We start from the raw sequence: 18755 nt of genomic DNA, 5'->3' as shown, positions 1-18755 counted from the left end.
GTTTTTTGTCTCTTACTTAGACTGTAGCATATCAACAATCGGGACATTGGCCTCAGGAAAGGCCAACTCAGTGAGCTGCTGGCGCGATACCCAAGCCACTTGCTGACCTTCCTTACCGTGAGGTTCGCAAGCAAAGTCAAACACTCGATAAAAGTGTAACTCTACTGATTTGTCACTGTAGTCATGTCGAATGACATGAAATGACTCACTGCCCTGAACCTCGATACCACACTCTTCAGCAAGCTCCCTAGATAAGGCCGCTTGAGGCGTTTCATCAGCCTCAACCTTGCCGCCAGGAAACTCCCAAAGACCACCTTGATGCTTATCACTTGAGCGCAATGCTACAAAAATTTGCCCATCACGCTCAATAATACCTGCTGCGACTCGAATCAACATTGTTTAGGTACGGTACTCAGCATTGATGGTTACATACTCATGCGAGAAGTCCGTTGTCCATACAGTATCGCTTGCCTCACCGGCGCCGAGATCGACAACTATGTGGATTTCCTCAGGCGCCATCGCGGCCTGGCCTGCTTCTTCAGTGTAATCAGGTGAACGACCACCATCGCGTGCGATTTCACAGCCATTAATAGTGAGTGACACGGTGTCGACGTTCAGATCTTCAACGCCCGCACGACCCACCACCGCCAAAACACGACCCCAGTTCGGATCCGATGCAAACAAGGCCGTTTTGACTAGCGGCGAATGCGCAATTTCAAAGGCTGTTTTAGTGGCATCCGACACTTGTTTCGCACCTTTTACTTCCACCGTTACAAACTTAGTTGCACCTTCGCCATCACGAACGATGGCATGAGCTAACTCCTGCATCACTTCAAGGAAAGCCGCTGCGAATACGGCACCGGCACCCGTCGTTAAATCGGTTAACGGTGCATTGCCCGCTTGACCTGTTGCGGCCGCAATACAAGAGTCATTGGTGGATGTATCGCTGTCGATGGTAATACGGTTAAAGCTTTGCTCTGTGGTTTGCTTGAGCAAACTTTGTAGCGCTAGCGGGTCCACTGCGGCATCAGTAAAGATAAAACCTAGCATGGTCGCCATGTTAGGGCGAATCATACCAGCACCTTTAGAGATACCACCAATAGTCACTTGCACACCATCCAACTCAACTTGGCGGTAAGCGCCTTTAGGTAGGGTATCAGTTGTCATAATGCCCACACCCACAGACTGCCAAGCATCGCTTGACAGTGAATGCAAGGCATTAGGCAAAGCCGCTGTAATCTTAGAAACAGGTAATGGCTCACCGATCACGCCCGTAGAAAACGGCAAAATCTGCTCGTTGGCCACACCCGTTAAATGCGCCATGGTTTCACAGGTATGCAACGCATTCTCCATACCTGATTTACCCGTACCAGCATTGGCATTGCCGGTATTAATGACCAGATAGCGTGGTGCTGCTTTGGCTAAATGCTCACGACAAACACGCACTGGTGCCGCGCAAAACTGATTCTGCGTGAATACGCCTGCGACATTCGTGCCTTGAGCTAACTCAAAGACCACTACGTCCTTCTTGTTCGCTTTCTTAATGCCCGCTTCCACTGCTGCAAATCGAACACCTGGGATAGATGGAATATTTGGAAAAGAACCTAAACCAACTGCCATAACGGCCTCTCAAATGAAAACTAATTAATTAAACCAACTTACCGTGGCACTGCTTGAACTTCTTACCAGAACCGCATGGGCACGGCTCATTGCGACCAACACGTGGCGCTTCACCAGCAGGCGCTTGCCCAGCACTCGCTTCAGCAGGCTTACTTGGCTCATCGGACGCATTGGTGGTTACGCGAGTTTTGGCTTCTTGCTGGCGACGCGCTTCTTCAATCTTTTCAGCCTCTTCAGCCGATTGAACCTTGACGCGAGTGACCACTTGAATAACTTCAAACTTAATTTGCTCAAGCAAACCTTGGAACAACTCAAATGCTTCACGCTTGTATTCTTGCTTAGGATTCTTCTGCGCATAACCACGTAAGTGAATACCTTGACGCAGCATATCCATGGTTTGCAAATGCTCTTTCCAAAGCGTATCTAGCACTTGTAGCAATACTTGTTTTTCGAAGTTACGCAACGCTTGAGGGCCAGCAATGGCTTCTTTGGCTTCATAATCATCGATGAAGAATTGCAGAATTTTTTCGCGCAGCGGCTCTTCGTAAAGTTTCTTATCTTCCGCAACCCATTGCTGAATCGGAATCTCCAAGCCAAACTCATTACGAATACGCTCTTCTAAACCTTCAAGATCCCACTGATCGAAGATACTCTGTGGCGGAATGTATTCATCAATCAAGCCTGACACGACGTCTTCACGCATTGATAGAATCGCATCAGAAAGATCGCCCGATGACATCATGTCATAGCGTTGACGGTAAATTACTTGACGCTGATCGTTGGCTACATCGTCGTATTCAAGTAGCTGTTTACGAATATCAAAGTTACGCCCCTCAACCTTACGCTGAGCTTTTTCGATAGCATTAGACACCATCTTATGCTCAATGGCTTCGCCCTTCTCCATGCCTAGCGCTTGCATCATTTTCTTAATGCGCTCAGACATAAAGATTCGCATTAAATTGTCTTCTAGGGACAAGTAGAAACGTGATGAGCCCACATCACCTTGACGACCCGCACGACCACGCAATTGGTTATCAATGCGGCGAGACTCATGACGCTCGGTACCAATGATATGCAAACCGCCTGCCTCTAGCACGGCATCATGGCGTTGCTGCCAATCTTCCTTTAACGCTTCTTTCTCAGCGTCCGTAGCGTCTTCACCAAGTTGCGCAAGTTCTACTTGAAGGTTACCACCCAACACAATATCAGTACCACGACCGGCCATGTTGGTAGCAATCGTTACAGCACCCGGACGGCCCGCTTCAGCAATGATTTCGGCTTCGCGTTCGTGTTGCTTGGCGTTCAACACGTTGTGCTTGATGCCTTTTTTCTCAAGGAAACCTGATAACAACTCAGAGTAATCGATCGATGCCGTACCGACCAAGATCGGGCGACCTTGCTTAACAGCTTCATCGATGTCTTTAACAATGGCCTCAAATTTCTCTTCTGTGGTCATAAAGATCAAGTCATTGAAATCTTTACGAGCAACACCTTTGTTAGTCGGAATAACCACCACAGATAGCGAGTAGATTTGCTGGAATTCAAAGGCTTCTGTATCCGCAGTACCTGTCATACCTGACAACTTATCGTACAAACGGAAGTAGTTCTGGAAGGTTGTCGACGCTAGCGTCTGACTTTCGGCTTGAATCTGCACGCCTTCTTTGGCTTCTACCGCTTGGTGAATGCCTTCAGACCAACGACGCCCTGCCATAGTACGGCCGGTGTGCTCATCGACAATCACTACTTGGCCATTCTGTACCACGTAATCAACGTTTTTCTTAAAGACAATGTGCGCACGCATACAAGCGTATACATGGTGCAGCAACTGCAAGTTGCCAGCCGCGTATAGGCTATCACCTTCTTCTAATAGGCCTTGCTCAACAAGCCACGCTTCAACGAACTGGTGACCATCTTCGGTCAGCTCGACATTTTTTTGCGCTTCGTCGTAAGTGTAATGGCCGACCTCTTCACCTTCGTCTTCTTGACGCGTCAGCAATGGGGCCAATTCATTGATTTTTTTGTACTGAGCAGAGCTGTCTTCGACTGCTCCAGAAATAATCAACGGTGTGCGCGCTTCGTCGATCAGGATCGAGTCCACTTCATCGACGACCGCAAATGATAATTCACGCTGCATACGCTCTTCCATGCGGAAGACCATGTTGTCACGCAAGTAATCAAAACCAAATTCATTGTTAGTACCGTAGGTGATATCCGCTACGTAAGCCGCACGCTTTTCTTCGCGATCTTGCCCTGCGTAAACGACACCAACGTTCATATCCAAGAATTCGTACAACGGACGCATCCAATTCGCGTCACGACGGGCTAGATAATCGTTGACGGTAACGACGTGAACGCCCTTGCCAGCTAACGCATTAAGGTAAACGGCCAAGGTCGCTACCAAGGTTTTACCTTCACCGGTACGCATCTCTGCGATACGCCCTTCATGTAGCACCATGCCGCCGATCAGCTGCACATCAAAGTGGCGCATGCCCATGATACGCTTACTTGCTTCGCGTACCGTTGCAAAAGCTTCTGGCAAAAGAGAGTCAAGTGACTCGCCCTTAGCCAGACGCTCCCGAAACTCGCCCGACTTGGCCATCAAGTCATCGTCAGTTAAATTGTTGAAGCTTTCCTCTAGCTTATTGATCTGTGTAACTGCTTTTTTATAGCGCTTTACTTCTCTGTCGTTTTTAGTACCGACGATCTTTTTAATGACTGTTCCGAACATCTTTTCAACACAACTTAAAATTAGAATGATTTAGAGTCTAACATGGTAGATAGCCATAAAACATGAATTATCAAGCCCTTATAACGAAAAAAGCCAGACATATGTCTGGCTTTTATTCAATACTGAGCATTAATTAGGCAGTGGCCGCTGACTCGGTAAAAGAGATCGGGTTTAGCGCTTCATCTTCTTCAAATGTTACATATTCCCAGCAGTCCTGATTTTGCAATAACTCAAGAAGCAACTTATTGTTTAGGCCGTGCCCCGACTTAAATGCCTTATACTCACCGATGACACTGTGGCCTAGCAAGTAAAGATCACCAATCGCATCCAACACCTTATGACGAACAAGTTCATCACGGTAACGCAGGCCTTCATCATTCATAACACGGTAATCGTCTAGTACGACCGCATTTTCCATGTTGGCGCCACGTGCCAAGTTGTTGTTCTTGAAGTATTCAAGATCTTTCATGAAGCCAAACGTACGCGCACGACTGATTTCTTTAACGAACGTAGTCGTTGAGAATTCCATGGAGGTGTACTGCACTTCTTCGTCAATCGCAGGGTGATCAAAATCAATGGTAAACGACAGTTTGAAACCGTTGTAAGGTTCAAGTGACGCGTACTTATCACCATCTTCAACACGAATCGGCTTAGTGATACGGATGAATTTCTTCGCTGCATCTTGTTCTTCGATGCCGGCTGACTGCAACAAGAATACAAATGGGCTAGCACTACCGTCCATCAACGGGACTTCGCTAGAGCTAAGCTCAACATAAGCATTGTCCACACCCAAACCTGCCATCGCAGACATCAAGTGCTCAACTGTGCTCACTGTGGTTTCACCATCACGCAAGGCTGTAGCAAAGTTGGTCGCACCAACAGATTGAGCTGAGCCCATGATCTCTACTGGCGGTTCCATATCTGTACGCACAAAGACAATACCAGTGTTAACTGGTGCTGGCTTAAGCGTGAGATAAACTTTCTCGCCCGAGTGTAAGCCCACTCCGGTAGCGCGAATGATGTTCTTTAAGGTGCGCTGACGTACCATTACTTTCCTACAATATGATGACAGTGAAAATTTGTTGCAATGATAGCAACAAGTTTTTCGTTATACAATTGACGACCCACAAGCTGCGCAGTTTTTGCGCAAACTTAATCTGCCTGACGACGCAAAAATGCTGGAATATCCAAGTATGACAACTTGTCTTCTGTATTTTGCTCCGCCTGAACAGAGTTCGTTTCCGCTTGCGCTTTAGGCTGTTCAGTCACTTTTGGTGCCACTGGCTCAGCAGGCTTAACTGGCTCTGCTGCAGGCTGCTGCACCGCACTCGCTGCTGGCGCTTGTGGCTCAGCTTTCGGCGCAGGCGCTTCTGTTGGTGCTGGCGTTGTCGCAGCATGCGTTACGCTTGCTGACACACCTGAACCCACTGCAGATTGCATTTGCGCAACGCCACCTTTACCTTCAAGGCCCGTCGCTACAACCGTAACACGCATCTCTTCGCCAACACTTGGATCGATCGCACAACCAATAACAACCGTCGCGTCTTCTGAAGCGTATTCCTCGATGATATTACCCACCTCAGTAAACTCAGAAAGACCCACTTCGTCGTTGGCGGTAATGTTGACCAATACGCCACGCGCACCTTTAAGGTTAATGTCTTCAAGTAATGGGTTATGAATAGCCGCTTCAGCTGCCACACGTGAACGATCTTCACCTGTTGCAGAGCCTGACCCCATCATGGCCATACCCATTTCTTTCATAACCGTCTGCACATCGGCAAAGTCGACGTTGATCAGGCCAGGGCGCATAATCAAGTCCGTGATACCCTGCACTGCATTAAGCAACACATTGTTCGCTTCACCGAAAGCCTTTAGCAACGAAATGTTTTTGCCTAAGACTGGCAACAAACGCTCGTTTGGCACTGTGATTAATGAATCGACATTATCACGCAATTCTTTAATGCCTTCTTCGGCTACCTTAGCTCGACGACGACCTTCAAACGGGAAAGGCTTAGTGACGACAGCCACTGTTAAGATGCCTAATTCACGCGCAACTTTTGCGATCACTGGCGCAGCACCTGTGCCAGTACCACCACCCATACCAGCGGTGATAAAGACCATATCCGCGCCAGTTAGCAACTCTGTAATCTTTTCTTGATCTTCTAGAGCAGAGTCACGACCAATGTTTGGATTCGCACCAGCACCAAGACCTTTAGTAACTGTATTACCTAGTTGCAAGGTAATACCAGAATCCAAGCCAAGCAGGGCTTTGGAATCAGTGTTTGCACAAATGAATTCAACGCCATCCAAGTTGCTCTCAAGCATGTGCTTAACGGCGTTACCGCCGCCACCACCAACACCAACTACTTTGATGACAGCATTGTCTGACAAGTTTTCTTCGGCTAAATCAAATACGTTCATGGACATGGGCTTTAAGCTCCTATAATTCTGCTGTCTATCCTGACCTAAATATAACTCTGAAACCAATCTTTAACCTTGTGCCACGCTTTCGTTGGACTGAAAGCAGGCTTGGTTTCACCTGCTGCCACATCGGGCAGATATTTTTTCTTTAATGTTTTGGTTTGAGCAGTGGTCTCAAACGCCTCGGAAGCGGGCACGTTCGCTCCGGCATACATTAATAATCCTACACTGGTAGCATAACTTGGGTTATCTACCACCTCACTGACTCCCTTCGCCTGTCCAGGCCGAGCAATACGAACTGGCATATCAAAGATACGCTCAGCTAATGCTTCTGCCCCTTCCATCAATGACGTACCGCCAGTGAGTACAATACCTGCCGGAATACGCTCAGCAAATCCACTGCGATTGAGCTCTTCTTGCACCATTGTATAAATTTCTTCGTATCGCGCTTCGACCACTTCCGCTAACGCATGACGCGAAATAGAACGTGGCTGACGATCGCCCACACTTGGTACTTCAATAATTTGTTCCGCGGACGCTAAATCTGACATAGCGCAGGCGTACTTAATCTTGATATTTTCTGCATGTAAAGTCGGCGTACGCAGCGCCATCGAAATATCATTGGTCACTTGATCGCCCGCCACAGGTACGACGGAAGTATGATGCAGTGCACCATCCAACCACACAGCAATGTCTGCTGTACCGGCACCGATATCCACCAAGCACACACCAAGATCTTTTTCATCTTCACTTAAACATACATAGCTTGAAGCCAGCTGTGACAGAATCACACCATCAACTTCTAAGCCACAGCGACGGATGCACTTTTCGACATTCATCACTGCATTCTCCGCGCCTGAGATCAGGTGTACGTTCGCTTCCAAACGCACGCCCGACATCCCTAGCGGATCACGAATCCCCTCTTGAGCGTCGATATGATACTCCTGAGGCAAAACGTGGATAAGACGCTGATCAGAAGAGATCGGTACCGCTTGCGCCGCATCAATCACTCGCTCAATGTCTTCTTTAAAAACTTCACCGTGCTTAATCGCCACAATGCCATGCGAGTTTTGGCTGCGAATATGACTGCCCGCCACACTGACATACACAGAGTGTATGTTGCAGCCTGCCATCAACTCAGCTTCTTCCACCGCACGCTGGATCGACTGGACCGTGGACTCAATATTGATAACGACACCTCGCTTCATACCTTTAGCGACGTGCGAGCCAATACCTACCACTTCCATTACACCATCAACACCGACCTCACCTACGATGCAGGTTATTTTCGAAGTGCCAACGTCTAATCCAACAATCATGAAAAATCCTAAGTTAACTAACGTCCAATGACCCTGTGTTCAAAAAAGCAACAATCAGACCAATTTTACTCGTCTGACGTCCATTTTACCGCTACACCATGTGGGTAACGTGCATCGACGGAGATAATCCGATCTATTCTACCCGATAAATCCGTTTTATACACTGCCACAAAGCGCTGTAATCGATCTAAAATCTGGTCTCGACCCAGTTTTACCGCGATTCCATTGGCGAATTTAATACTCCAAGCACCGCGATCTTCCAACGCCAGCTCTGACACCCTTAAAGACGACGTTGACAGCATTTGACTAACCAAGCTGAATTGATCCAACACCGCTTCTTCGGTATCCACTGGACCACGCAACCAAGTGAGTGGCAATTCTGGGCCTTTACTAGGCGCAATAACCTGCCCCTCTGCGGTAATAACCTTCCCGTCATTCCAGCGCGCCAAGGGCCTATGCTCTGTCACCTCAATGCGTAATGTGTGCGGCCAAAGTCGTCGAATCTGAGCGCTTTTCACCCATTGCGGTTCTGTCGCAAAAGCTTGCAATTGGGCCATGGAACGATCAAACAGTCCTTCACCTAGCAACTGATTGTAAAATCGCTGCAGTTCAGCTTCATCTGCGTAAGTCAGCTGCCCAACAATCTCGACCGTGCGAATATCGAACATCGGCGTTTCATCTGCCGTCGTTGCCGATTCCGGCCCATCTTGAAAGACCGCAAACAATATCAGCAATATCGCGCCAATCAGCGCTGCTATGCGCATACTATCAAGCTACCTCTGAATCCTGCCAAGCGTTCAGCGCGATCATCTCAACCAGATCATCATAAGCAATGCCTTCATAAGCTGCTGCCATCGGCACCAAGCTATGGGATGTCATGCCAGGCGAGGTATTAACCTCAAGCACCGTAAAGGCGCCGGACTCAGTCTGCATCACATCGACACGCCCCCAACCTCGACAACCGAGCGATCGGTATGCTTCGAGCGCTAGTGCTTTAAGCTCTTCCTCCTGCTCTGAGGCAAGACCACAAGGCAACAAGTAAGCCGTATCATCTGCTAAATATTTTGCTTCGTAATCGTACAAAGCATGCCCTTGTGATGGTTTTAAACCAATCGCAGGATACGCTTTATCGTTTATCACGGTGACCGTAAATTCTGGCCCAGAAACAAACTCTTCCACCAAAATATCCGAATCATAGCGACGCGCATCGATTAAAGCTGCAGCCAATTCCTGCGGGCCGTTTACTTTGCTAATGCCAATAGTTGAGCCTTCGCGAGAAGGCTTGATGATCAACGGGTAACGCATCTCTTGCTCAATCTGAGCTACATCTGGCTCAGCACTAAAGCATAGATATTTAGGCGTTGCGATACCAATGCCCTGCCAATAGCGTTTAGTCAAAGCCTTATCCATGGCAAAGCCAGACGCCAAAGGCAAACTTCCGGTATAAGGCTTGTTGAGCATGTCCAGTAAAGCCTGAACACGACCATCTTCACCTTCGCCACCGTGCAGAGCAATAAACGCTAAATCAAACTTTGCACTGGCCAGCTGTTGCACTGGATCCTGCGCAGCTTGCTCGCCGTATAGATCAATTTTGACTACTTGGTAGCCTTTATTAAGCAAGGCTTGGGCAACACGAGTGCCACTTTCAAGAGATACTTCACGCTCTGCTGAGCGACCACCATAAACAACGGCAATGGTTTTATCCTGCAGCACAGTCATATTAAATCCCCTCTGCCGCTAACTTCTTCGATAGCGCCCCTATATCACCAGCTCCTTGCGTGATCAGCAAGTCGTCTGGGCGTAAAACATTTGCCAAGATTGCGCGCAAATCTTCCTCACTACTCACATGAATCGGATCCACCGTGCCACGCTGACGAATACTGCCACATAAGGTTTTACTGTCAGCACCATTAATCGGGGTTTCGCCTGCCGCATAGACATCTAATAACAGCAGCACATCCACCTTTGACAATACTCTGACGAAATCCTCGTATAAGTCACGAGTACGTGAATAACGGTGTGGCTGATAAACCATGACCAGGCGCTTGTCCGGCCAGCCATCACGGATCGATGCAATCGTAGCCTTAACCTCACTTGGGTGATGACCGTAGTCATCGATAAACATTACCTCACCGCCTTCAACCGCTAACGCACCTTGCTCTTGGAAACGACGCCCCACCCCTTCAAAGCCCATCAAACCCGCTTGAATCGCCGCAGGCTCAACACCCAAATCGGTAGCGACTGCGATAGTCGCCAGCGCATTCAAGATGTTATGACGGCCTGGCATAGGTAAACGTATACGCAATGGTTCACCTTCAGGGCGATGCGCTAAGAACTCACAGAAGCGACCGTTTTGCGTGATTTCAGTGGCATAAATATCGGCCTCTTGCTCAATACCGTAGGTCAGTACAGGACGGCTCAGGTGCGGCATAATCGAGCACACATTTTCATCATCTACGCACAGTACTGCCAAGCCGTAGAAGGGTAAATTATGAATGAATTCGATGAAGGTATGCTTCACTTGCTCGAAATCACCGTTGTAGGTGTCCATGTGATCTTCGTCGATATTGGTGACAATGACGGTTTGTGGCTGCAAATGAAGGAAAGACGCATCACTTTCATCAGCCTCAGCCACTAAGTATTTGCTGTCACCTAGCTGCGCATTGGCACCAGCACTGGTCAAACGTCCACCAATGACAAACGTCGGCGATTCATCAGTGGCTGCCAAAATAGACGCCATTAAACTGGTTGTGGTGGTTTTGCCATGCGTACCAGCGACTGCGATACCATGGCGGTAGCGCATCAGCTCTGCCAACATTTCAGCACGACGAACGATAGGAATGCGGTTTTCTTTGCCCCACTTAATTTCAGGGTTGCTCTCATCAATCGCACTGGAGACCACTATCACGTGGGCATTTTTGACATTGCTTTCTTGGTGACCGATAAAGATATCTACCCCAAGACTAGCGAGACGATCCGTCGTCGCCGATGCTTTCAAATCCGATCCACTGACTCGATAACCCTGATTGTTGAGTACCTCTGCAATCCCCGACATCCCCACACCACCGACACCAATAAAGTGGATATTTTGAATGCGGCGCATGGTTGGGATATCGTAGCGAAATTTAGCTTCCATCATTTCTTCATTAACCTTATACAGTGAGATACCACTATCTGTGTGGCCTCGGGTCGACCAGCAGACTTAGCCTGCTGGGACATATGTTTTAACTTATCATTATCTTGTATCAATTCAGTCAAATGCGCTTGTAAAGCCGCAGGCGTCAATTCGGTCTGCGGCAATAAAATAGCCGCACCTACATTCGCCAGCGAACGCGCATTTTCTGTTTGGTGATCATCAATCGCATAGGGATAAGGAATCAGGATCGAGGGCAAACCAGCGATGGCTAGCTCACTGACCGTCATCGCTCCCGCACGACAAATCACCAAGTCAGCCCAATAATAGGCCTGACTCATATTGTTAATATAAGCATCTACTCGGGCTTCGACTGCTAATGCCTCATAACTTTGCGACACGGCTTCAAAATTTTTCGCGCCCGTCTGATGCCACACATCTAAGCGTTGTTCGTGAGGCCAGTTTGCCAATAACGTCGGCACCGCATCATTCAGGGCTTTGGCACCTAAACTGCCACCCACTACTAATAAGCGTAATGGACGCGCCGCGTCTTCACGCACCTCACGCGCTGGTTGCCCTAAAATCGCACCGCGAACAGGGTTACCGACCGTCTGACCGTTTGGCAAAGCGCCATCAAACGCCTGCAAGCAGCTATTGGCCACTTTGGCTAAGAGCTTATTCGTGGTACCAGCGACCGCATTTTGCTCATGAATTAACAATGGAATACCGAGCAATTTAGCTGCAATACCACCAGGCCCTGCGACAAAACCGCCCATACCTAGTACCACGTCAGGCTTAACACGCTTTAAGATCGCAACGGCTTGACCAATAGAATGCGCGATGCGCCATGGTGCCAATGCTAATCCTAATGCGCCTTTACCACGCACCCCTTTGATAGCGATGGTATGCAGCGGAATATCGTGCTCTGGCACCAGTTTTTCTTCCATACCGCCAGCTGAGCCAATCCACTCAACCTCGATACCTTTCTCAATGAGTTTTTCAGCGCAGGCCAAGGCAGGATAGATGTGCCCACCCGTACCACCTGCCATCAATAATACTTTTTTAGCTTGGAACACTTTCGACCTCTTTGCTCTCAATCGGGCTTGATGACGCTTTGGTGACGTCACCCGCTGCTGCCTCAATGCGTCGGTTTTCAATGTCCACTCGGGCAATCACGAATAAGCTCGCCAAGGTAATAATCAAACTACTGCCACCATAACTGATCAGTGGCAGCGTCAAACCCTTGGTCGGCAAAAAACCAGTATTTACCCCGATATTGATAATCACCTGAGCCAGTACCAAAATGGCAAAACCAAAACACATATAACCTTGGAACAAACGCTCTAAACGCATGGCATGCTGACCGATTTTAAACGCTCTTGAGACCATCAACCCGAATACTGCTAGCAGCAACAAGCCGCCCATCATGCCGGTTTCTTCCACCCAAATGGAAAATACAAAATCTGTATGGGCCTCGGGCAAATACGCCAACTTCTGCACACTATTACCAAGACCTAGACCAAACCACTCACCACGGCCGTAAGCAATCAACGCTTGCGACAGCTGATAACCATCATTGTAAGGGTCGGCCCAAGGATCAATGAAGTTCATCAGACGCTTAACACGGTAGCTTTCTGAGAACGCTACCACAGTAAGAGCCCCCGCCACTGCGATGACCAAGCCAATAAACTGCCAGATGGGCGCTCCAGCGATGAACAATAGCGCAATCACTGTACCCACTAGCACCACGGACGCACCGAAGTCAGGCTCCAGCATCAAACAGATCAAAAATAAGAACGACACCACCATCGGCATGCCAGAGCCGATTAACTGCTGACGTACTCGATCAGCCCGACGCACCAAGTAGCCTGAGACGTAGACCACCATACAGACTTTGGCTACCTCTGAAGCTTGCAGGTTAAACACCACTAAATTGATCCAGCGACGACTACCGTTTACCGTTTTACCAATCACTGGCATCAGCACCAAGATCAGCAACACCAAGGAAAACAGCATGAGCCACACCCCCCAACGCTGTAAGGTATCGGTGGGCAGAGACATCATGAAATAGCCAAACACCAAGCCCAAACCTAGGTAGATTAGCTGACGCGTCATAAAATAATAGGGATGTCCGTAGCTAGTCTCCGACAAAAAGATCGAAGCGCTTGAGACCATCACAATACCTAGCATCAAGATGCCTGCTACCGATGCTAAAAACCAAGCATCGACGTGGCGAAACTCTTGATAGGAAATTGGCTCGAGAATGTCACGCCATTTCATAATGCGCTAACCAGCTGGCAAAAATGTTGGCCACGCGTCTCGAAATTCTTGTACTGATCAAAGCTGGCACAAGCAGGTGAAAACAGCACCACATCGCCAGCATTTACTTCTGTTGCCAACGCCCGCATTGCCTCGTCTAACGTCTCAGCTCGAGAGTATGGCGTGCCTTCAGGAACAATGTCGATGATGTTTTGTGCATCTTTACCAAATACATATAGGTGTTTGACAAACTTGGCTAACGCCGGCGCTAAAGGCGCAAAGTCAGCCCCTTTGCCCACACCACCTGCCAGCAGGTGCAAGGTTTTTTGCTGCTTATTGCCCAAACCTTCTAAGGCCGCCAGCGTCGCCCCTACATTAGTGCCTTTGGAGTCATTTATGTAAGTCACTCCATTCACTTCTCGTACCGTTTCGCAGCGATGCGGTAGACCTGAATATTGTGCCAGCACTTGCGCTATTTCAGGCGTATCAATCGGCAAGCCCATCACATCCAAGATAGCCAAACAAGCCAATACATTCGCGTGATTATGTGCACCTTTAAGTCTGATTGAATCTGTGTTGTAAAGACGCTTCACCCCGTAAGACAACCAAGTACCGTCACTGTCTTTTAGTAAGCCAAACTCTTTTAGATCAGGGCTCGCTGTAGTAAAGGTTCGCACAGGTGTATCTTGTGGCAAAAGTGGCGCCGTTAGGATGTCTTGCTTATTACATACCGCTGCCTGACAGCCACGATAAATACGCTGCTTAGCCCGCTGGTAGCTGTACAGATCATCATAACGATCCATATGATCAGCCGACACATTAAGCAAACACGCCACATCGGCTTTTAAGGCATGGGTAGTTTCTAATTGGAAGCTCGACAACTCAAGGACATAGCAGTCAACTGCATCATCCAGTAAATCCAGTGCTGGCAACCCAAGGTTGCCACCGGCTACCGAGCGTTTACCGCTGGCTAAAAGCAGCTCATTCACAAGGGTTGTGACGGTACTTTTAGCATTAGAGCCAGTGATCGCCACAATCGGCGCCTTGGCATAGTCACGAAATAAATCAATGTCGCCACGCATCGCCACACCGTCTGCGGCCAACTGCTGCAATACAGGCGTCGCTAAGGCGATACCAGGACTGACAAAAAGCTCGGTCACACCAAGAGTGGTCAACACCTGAAGGTCGCCAGTAAAAATGCGCTCTTTAGGGCATAGTGCTTCGACCTCAGCTAGCCCCGGCGGCTGCTCGCGCGAATCCACTACATAAAAGTCCAAACCTTGCTGTGCCAAAAAGCGCACCGTAGCAACGCCTGAGACCCCCAAACCTACTACCGCACGTACGCGGTCAGAAGAAATCAGCGACATGGTGTTACCTTACCTTCAGGGTAGCGATACCGATAAGCACTAGGCAAACCGTGATGATCCAAAAACGCACAATCACCTTAGGCTCAGCCCAACCTTTTAATTCAAAATGATGGTGAATCGGTGCCATACGGAAAATACGTCGTTTGGTAAGCTTGTAAGAGGCCACCTGCAAAATCACTGAGACGGTTTCCATCACAAAGACACCGCCCATGATAAACAACACCAACTCTTGGCGCACAATCACCGCAATCACACCCAGTGCAGCCCCTAATGCCAAGGAGCCTACGTCGCCCATGAAGACCTGAGCTGGGTAAGTATTAAACCAAAGAAATCCAAGTCCCGCGCCCACCAGCGCCGCACAGAAGACGATTAACTCGCCGCTACCTTGCACATAAGGAATTAATAGATATTCGGCAAACTTAACGTTACCAGTAAGGTAAGCAAACAAACCTAATGCTCCGCCGACCAACACCGTTGGCAAAATTGCTAAGCCATCTAAGCCGTCCGTTAAGTTAACAGCGTTACTGGTACCGACAATGACGAAGTAGGTTAGCACCACAAAAAATATGCCTAAAGGAATGGCAGCATCTTTAAACAGAGGAATTAGTAATTCAGTTTCGGCAGGTGTAGAGGCATGAAAATATAAGAACAGTGCGGCTGATAAGCCGATAAAGCTTTGCCAGAAATATTTCCACTTAGCAGGCAGTCCTCGAGAGTTTTTCTCTACCACTTTGCGATAATCGTCGATCCAACCAACCGCTCCAAACGCGATCATGGTTAACAAGGTTAACCAGACATACTCGTTAGTAAGATCGCCCCATAATAAGGTACTGATCGTGATGGAAAATAAAATCATCACGCCACCCATGGTTGGCGTGCCCGCCTTACTCAAATGGGATTGTGGACCATCGTCACGTACCGCTTGTCCAATCTGCAAGCGCTGCAGCAAACGTATTACCTTCCCACCGATTAATAAAGAAATGAACAGAGCTGTCAGCACCCCAAGAATGGCGCGCAGCGAAAGGTAATTAAACACCGTAAAAAAGGTAAAGTACTTGCTTAGGTAAGCAGTCAAAAGCAATAGCATGGTTAGGGGTAGTCCTAAATTTTCAAAGCGTTAACAATGTCTTCCATTTTGGCCGAACGCGAGCCTTTTACCAAAATGACGTGATTCGAGTCGAGTTTCTCTAGTAACGCTAGAGCCTCAGTTTTAGACGCACATGCGTGTGTCGTTTGGGTTTGATCAGCCACGCTCTCGAATGCCTTGGCCGCCAACCCAGCGAGCTCACCAATGGTGATAATATGATCGATTTTTTGTTGTGCCGCGTAGCTGCCTAGATCTTGATGAATGACGTCTTCTTGGTCACCCAACTCCCCTAAAGCGCCTAACACTAGCCATTTTGATCGGTCTTTATACAACGCCAACACATCGATGGCCGCCTCAACGGATTTTGGGCTGGCATTGTAACAATCATTAATGATTAGAGCTTCATTTTTTGCATCGACAAGTTCCATTCGCCCCGGCACTTGCGCTGGGTGACGCAGGCGCGATAAGGCCTGCGCCATAGAAAACCCAAGTGCCAACAATGCCAGCGCAACAGCCATTGCATTGGCAACGTGATGCTTGCCTGGACGATCCAATGACAGCGAAAACTCTTCGCCAGCATAGACTAATGTCGCTTGGGTGCCCTGCTCCGATACCTGCATGTCACGCACCCATAAGGTGGCGGGGTTATCAAAAGCAAAGCTCAGCAGATTACGCTGCTCGAGCAAACCGCACCAATACTCAAACGACGCATCATCTGCGTTTAATACCACCGTAGCATTATCTCTGGCAGTTTCGATCAATTTACCTTTCTCTTCGGCAATGCCTTGGATCGAGCCGAAGCCAGATAAATGACTACCACTGGCGTTGGTCAGCACCACCACATCCGCTGCTAAGCAATGACCCAGCTTTTCGATCTCACCTGGAAAGCTGGTCCCAGCTTCGACGACCGCATAGTCATACTGGTCAGAGAGTCCTAATAACGTCTTAGGCACACCAATTTGATTGTTTAAATTGCTGTGCGTTTTGAGCACACACGCCTCTTGCTCTAGCGCACTGGCCAACCAGTCTTTGACACTGGTTTTGCCATTACTGCCCGTGATCGCGACAACAGGATGGGTAAAAGCTTCGCGCTGTAGGCGACCGATCGCACCATAAGCAAGAGTCGTATCGACCACTTCAATACGTGGCTCAAACGCAACGGACTGACTGACCAGCAAAGCCGCTGCACCTTGCTGCATCACGGCTTCGGCAAAATCATGACCATCAAATCGTTCGCCGACCAAAGCCACAAACAGTTTTTGCTCGAGCGCCTCACGAGAGTCAGTGGAGACATCAATGATGTCACAATCATCACCAATTAAAGTGCCATCCACGGCTTGAGCGATGGCAGATAGTTTAAGCTTTTTTAACATAGGCTTGTAACGCGGCACGCGCTTCCTCGGTATCATCAAAATGGTGGCGCACACCGTTTACTTCTTGGTAGGTTTCATGGCCTTTACCCGCTATCAAAACAATATCGCTAGGTTGGGCTTGAGCAATAGCAAGCTTAATGGCTTGGCGGCGATCGGCCTCTATCGCTAATTCAGAATGTTGAGTGCGAGCCACCAAAGCATCTTTAATGATGGCATCAGGATCTTCACTACGCGGATTGTCGGAAGTCAGCCATACACTGTCAGCATGACGCTGCGCCACTTCTAACATCAAAGGACGCTTGCCCGTATCGCGATCACCGCCGCAGCCAAACACACAAATAAGTTTACCTGGGGTATGAGCTCGTACCGCCTGAAGCGCGACCTCTAGTGCATCAGAGGTATGGGCATAATCCACCAATATCAAAGGCGCGTGTGGCATAACAATCGGCTGCATTCGTCCAGGCGCACCCGCTAACGATTCTAACGCCACCACCAAGTCATCACTTATACCTTTGCAGTGGACGATAGCCGCCAGTGCAGCCAGCGCATTTTGAATATTAAAGTCACCCAGTAGCGGCAAAAACAGGTGTATAGGCTGACCCAAGACGCGCACATCCAATTCAACACCAGACTGCACAAAGGTTTTGTTGATCACCGCGAACTCTACCGCTAGATCACGATCAGAGTACTGCCACAAGGGCGCTTCACAACCTTGCTGCATAAACTCTGCGTAGTCGGAATCGGCACAGATAATCGCGCGCTCAAGTGTCTCGAAACGCAATAGCTTACGCTTAGCTTCAGCATAAGCCTGCATTGATCCGTGGTAATCTAAGTGATCGCGGGTGAGATTAGAAAAAATGGCTGTGGTGACGGGCACCCCAGCAAGACGCTTTTGATCTAAGGCATGGGAAGAGGCTTCAAACGCCACTAAGTCAACACCTTGATGCGCAAACGCGGCGAGCTGCTTATGTAAGGTAAGTAAATCTGGCGTGGTTTGTTTGGCTTCTTGTAATTGCCCCAACAGACCGACACCGAAGGTGCCAATCATGGCACTTTTAAGCCCCATCGCTTGCCCTAATTGTGCCACATAAAAACAAATGCTGGATTTGCCATTCGTGCCTGTGACCGCCACAATATGCTTTGGTGGCGGGCCGTAAACATGCTTCACTAAGACCGACACTGCCGCTTCGATATCGTCCACTTCAATCAGTGTTAGTGTCGGATGCACGATGCCTTTGTTAGCGGGCACTAACGCAACGTTTGCACCACGTTCGGCGACTTGATCAAGGTACTCCCAGCCATCACTCGATACCCCCGGCAGCGCCAAAAACAGTGTCTTATTGTCCACTAAACGCGAGTCGGTTTCGATCGTTTGAAAGGTATGCTGACAAGCTTGGTCATCTACTGAAATAGCCAGCCACTGCGCTAGCATTGATACGGTAAACATG

Annotated in this window: 15 protein-coding genes; all 15 read right to left on the bottom strand. The window is 48.7% G+C overall.

Features of this window, described 5'->3' with window-relative positions; genetic code table 11:
* Positions 1-12 precede the first annotated feature (12 nt).
* The 15 genes from mutT to JQX58_RS01435 all read right to left on the bottom strand — a co-directional run bounded on the left by mutT (position 13) and on the right by JQX58_RS01435 (position 18754).
* A complete protein-coding gene (gene mutT / locus JQX58_RS01505; protein WP_204145061.1) occupies positions 13-396 on the bottom strand; it encodes an 8-oxo-dGTP diphosphatase MutT in 384 nt (127 codons plus the stop codon).
* Positions 397-399: 3 nt separating this feature from the next.
* On the bottom strand, positions 400-1620 hold the full coding sequence (gene argJ, locus JQX58_RS01500; protein ID WP_204145060.1) for a bifunctional glutamate N-acetyltransferase/amino-acid acetyltransferase ArgJ: 1221 nt from the start codon (positions 1618-1620) through the stop codon (positions 400-402).
* A 28-nt stretch (positions 1621-1648) separates the two neighbouring features.
* On the bottom strand, positions 1649-4348 hold the full coding sequence (secA, locus tag JQX58_RS01495) for a preprotein translocase subunit SecA (RefSeq protein ID WP_204145059.1): 2700 nt from the start codon (positions 4346-4348) through the stop codon (positions 1649-1651).
* 133 nt (positions 4349-4481) lie between these two features.
* Positions 4482-5396: a UDP-3-O-acyl-N-acetylglucosamine deacetylase gene (gene lpxC, locus JQX58_RS01490; protein ID WP_204145058.1), complete on the bottom strand. Its 915-nt coding sequence runs from the start codon at positions 5394-5396 to the stop codon at positions 4482-4484.
* A gap of 104 nt (positions 5397-5500) precedes the next feature.
* A complete protein-coding gene (gene ftsZ / locus JQX58_RS01485) occupies positions 5501-6769 on the bottom strand; it encodes a cell division protein FtsZ (RefSeq protein ID WP_204145807.1) in 1269 nt (422 codons plus the stop codon).
* A gap of 44 nt (positions 6770-6813) precedes the next feature.
* On the bottom strand, positions 6814-8088 hold the full coding sequence (ftsA, locus tag JQX58_RS01480) for a cell division protein FtsA (protein WP_204145057.1): 1275 nt from the start codon (positions 8086-8088) through the stop codon (positions 6814-6816).
* 65 nt (positions 8089-8153) lie between these two features.
* Positions 8154-8852 (bottom strand): cell division protein FtsQ/DivIB, encoded by a 699-nt coding sequence (locus tag JQX58_RS01475; RefSeq protein ID WP_204145056.1) that lies wholly within the window; start codon positions 8850-8852, stop codon positions 8154-8156.
* A 4-nt stretch (positions 8853-8856) separates the two neighbouring features.
* On the bottom strand, positions 8857-9807 hold the full coding sequence (locus JQX58_RS01470) for a D-alanine--D-alanine ligase (RefSeq protein ID WP_204145055.1): 951 nt from the start codon (positions 9805-9807) through the stop codon (positions 8857-8859).
* A 1-nt stretch (position 9808) separates the two neighbouring features.
* Entirely contained in the window at positions 9809-11227 is a 1419-nt protein-coding gene (murC, locus tag JQX58_RS01465; protein WP_204145054.1) for a UDP-N-acetylmuramate--L-alanine ligase, read from the bottom strand.
* Positions 11224-12297 (bottom strand): undecaprenyldiphospho-muramoylpentapeptide beta-N-acetylglucosaminyltransferase, encoded by a 1074-nt coding sequence (gene murG / locus JQX58_RS01460; RefSeq protein WP_204145053.1) that lies wholly within the window; start codon positions 12295-12297, stop codon positions 11224-11226. The genes murC and murG overlap by 4 nt, the downstream gene beginning before the upstream one ends.
* A complete protein-coding gene (gene ftsW / locus JQX58_RS01455) occupies positions 12284-13501 on the bottom strand; it encodes a putative lipid II flippase FtsW (protein WP_204145052.1) in 1218 nt (405 codons plus the stop codon). Before ftsW ends, murG begins: the two co-directional genes overlap by 14 nt.
* On the bottom strand, positions 13498-14847 hold the full coding sequence (murD, locus tag JQX58_RS01450; RefSeq protein ID WP_204145051.1) for a UDP-N-acetylmuramoyl-L-alanine--D-glutamate ligase: 1350 nt from the start codon (positions 14845-14847) through the stop codon (positions 13498-13500). Before murD ends, ftsW begins: the two co-directional genes overlap by 4 nt.
* Before the next feature lie 4 nt (positions 14848-14851).
* A complete protein-coding gene (gene mraY / locus JQX58_RS01445; protein WP_204145050.1) occupies positions 14852-15934 on the bottom strand; it encodes a phospho-N-acetylmuramoyl-pentapeptide-transferase in 1083 nt (360 codons plus the stop codon).
* A 14-nt stretch (positions 15935-15948) separates the two neighbouring features.
* Positions 15949-17325 (bottom strand): UDP-N-acetylmuramoyl-tripeptide--D-alanyl-D-alanine ligase, encoded by a 1377-nt coding sequence (locus JQX58_RS01440; RefSeq protein ID WP_338040634.1) that lies wholly within the window; start codon positions 17323-17325, stop codon positions 15949-15951.
* Positions 17291-18754, bottom strand: coding sequence for a UDP-N-acetylmuramoyl-L-alanyl-D-glutamate--2,6-diaminopimelate ligase (locus JQX58_RS01435; RefSeq protein WP_204145049.1), 1464 nt, complete (start codon positions 18752-18754; stop codon positions 17291-17293). The genes JQX58_RS01440 and JQX58_RS01435 overlap by 35 nt, the downstream gene beginning before the upstream one ends.
* Position 18755: the final 1 nt, after the last annotated feature.

The organism is Marinomonas ostreistagni, from assembly GCF_016888445.1.
Taxonomy (GTDB): Bacteria; Pseudomonadota; Gammaproteobacteria; order Pseudomonadales; family Marinomonadaceae; genus Marinomonas; species Marinomonas ostreistagni.
Note: the sequence above shows the minus strand (reverse complement) of the source record. Positions and strands in the feature narration are given on the sequence as shown.

What these genes read in the sequence shown, in the direction of transcription:
- mutT (WP_204145061.1), bottom strand. Translation starts at nt 396, where the DNA reads ATGTTGATTCGAGTCGCAGCAGGTATTATTGAGCGTGATGGGCAAATT.
- argJ (WP_204145060.1), bottom strand. Translation starts at nt 1,620, where the DNA reads ATGGCAGTTGGTTTAGGTTCTTTTCCAAATATTCCATCTATCCCAGGT.
- secA (WP_204145059.1), bottom strand. Translation starts at nt 4,348, where the DNA reads ATGTTCGGAACAGTCATTAAAAAGATCGTCGGTACTAAAAACGACAGA.
- lpxC (WP_204145058.1), bottom strand. Translation starts at nt 5,396, where the DNA reads ATGGTACGTCAGCGCACCTTAAAGAACATCATTCGCGCTACCGGAGTG.
- ftsZ (WP_204145807.1), bottom strand. Translation starts at nt 6,769, where the DNA reads ATGAACGTATTTGATTTAGCCGAAGAAAACTTGTCAGACAATGCTGTC.
- ftsA (WP_204145057.1), bottom strand. Translation starts at nt 8,088, where the DNA reads ATGATTGTTGGATTAGACGTTGGCACTTCGAAAATAACCTGCATCGTA.
- JQX58_RS01475 (WP_204145056.1), bottom strand. Translation starts at nt 8,852, where the DNA reads ATGCGCATAGCAGCGCTGATTGGCGCGATATTGCTGATATTGTTTGCG.
- JQX58_RS01470 (WP_204145055.1), bottom strand. Translation starts at nt 9,807, where the DNA reads ATGACTGTGCTGCAGGATAAAACCATTGCCGTTGTTTATGGTGGTCGC.
- murC (WP_204145054.1), bottom strand. Translation starts at nt 11,227, where the DNA reads ATGATGGAAGCTAAATTTCGCTACGATATCCCAACCATGCGCCGCATT.
- ftsW (WP_204145052.1), bottom strand. Translation starts at nt 13,501, where the DNA reads ATGAAATGGCGTGACATTCTCGAGCCAATTTCCTATCAAGAGTTTCGC.
- murD (WP_204145051.1), bottom strand. Translation starts at nt 14,847, where the DNA reads ATGTCGCTGATTTCTTCTGACCGCGTACGTGCGGTAGTAGGTTTGGGG.
- mraY (WP_204145050.1), bottom strand. Translation starts at nt 15,934, where the DNA reads ATGCTATTGCTTTTGACTGCTTACCTAAGCAAGTACTTTACCTTTTTT.
- JQX58_RS01435 (WP_204145049.1), bottom strand. Translation starts at nt 18,754, where the DNA reads ATGTTTACCGTATCAATGCTAGCGCAGTGGCTGGCTATTTCAGTAGAT.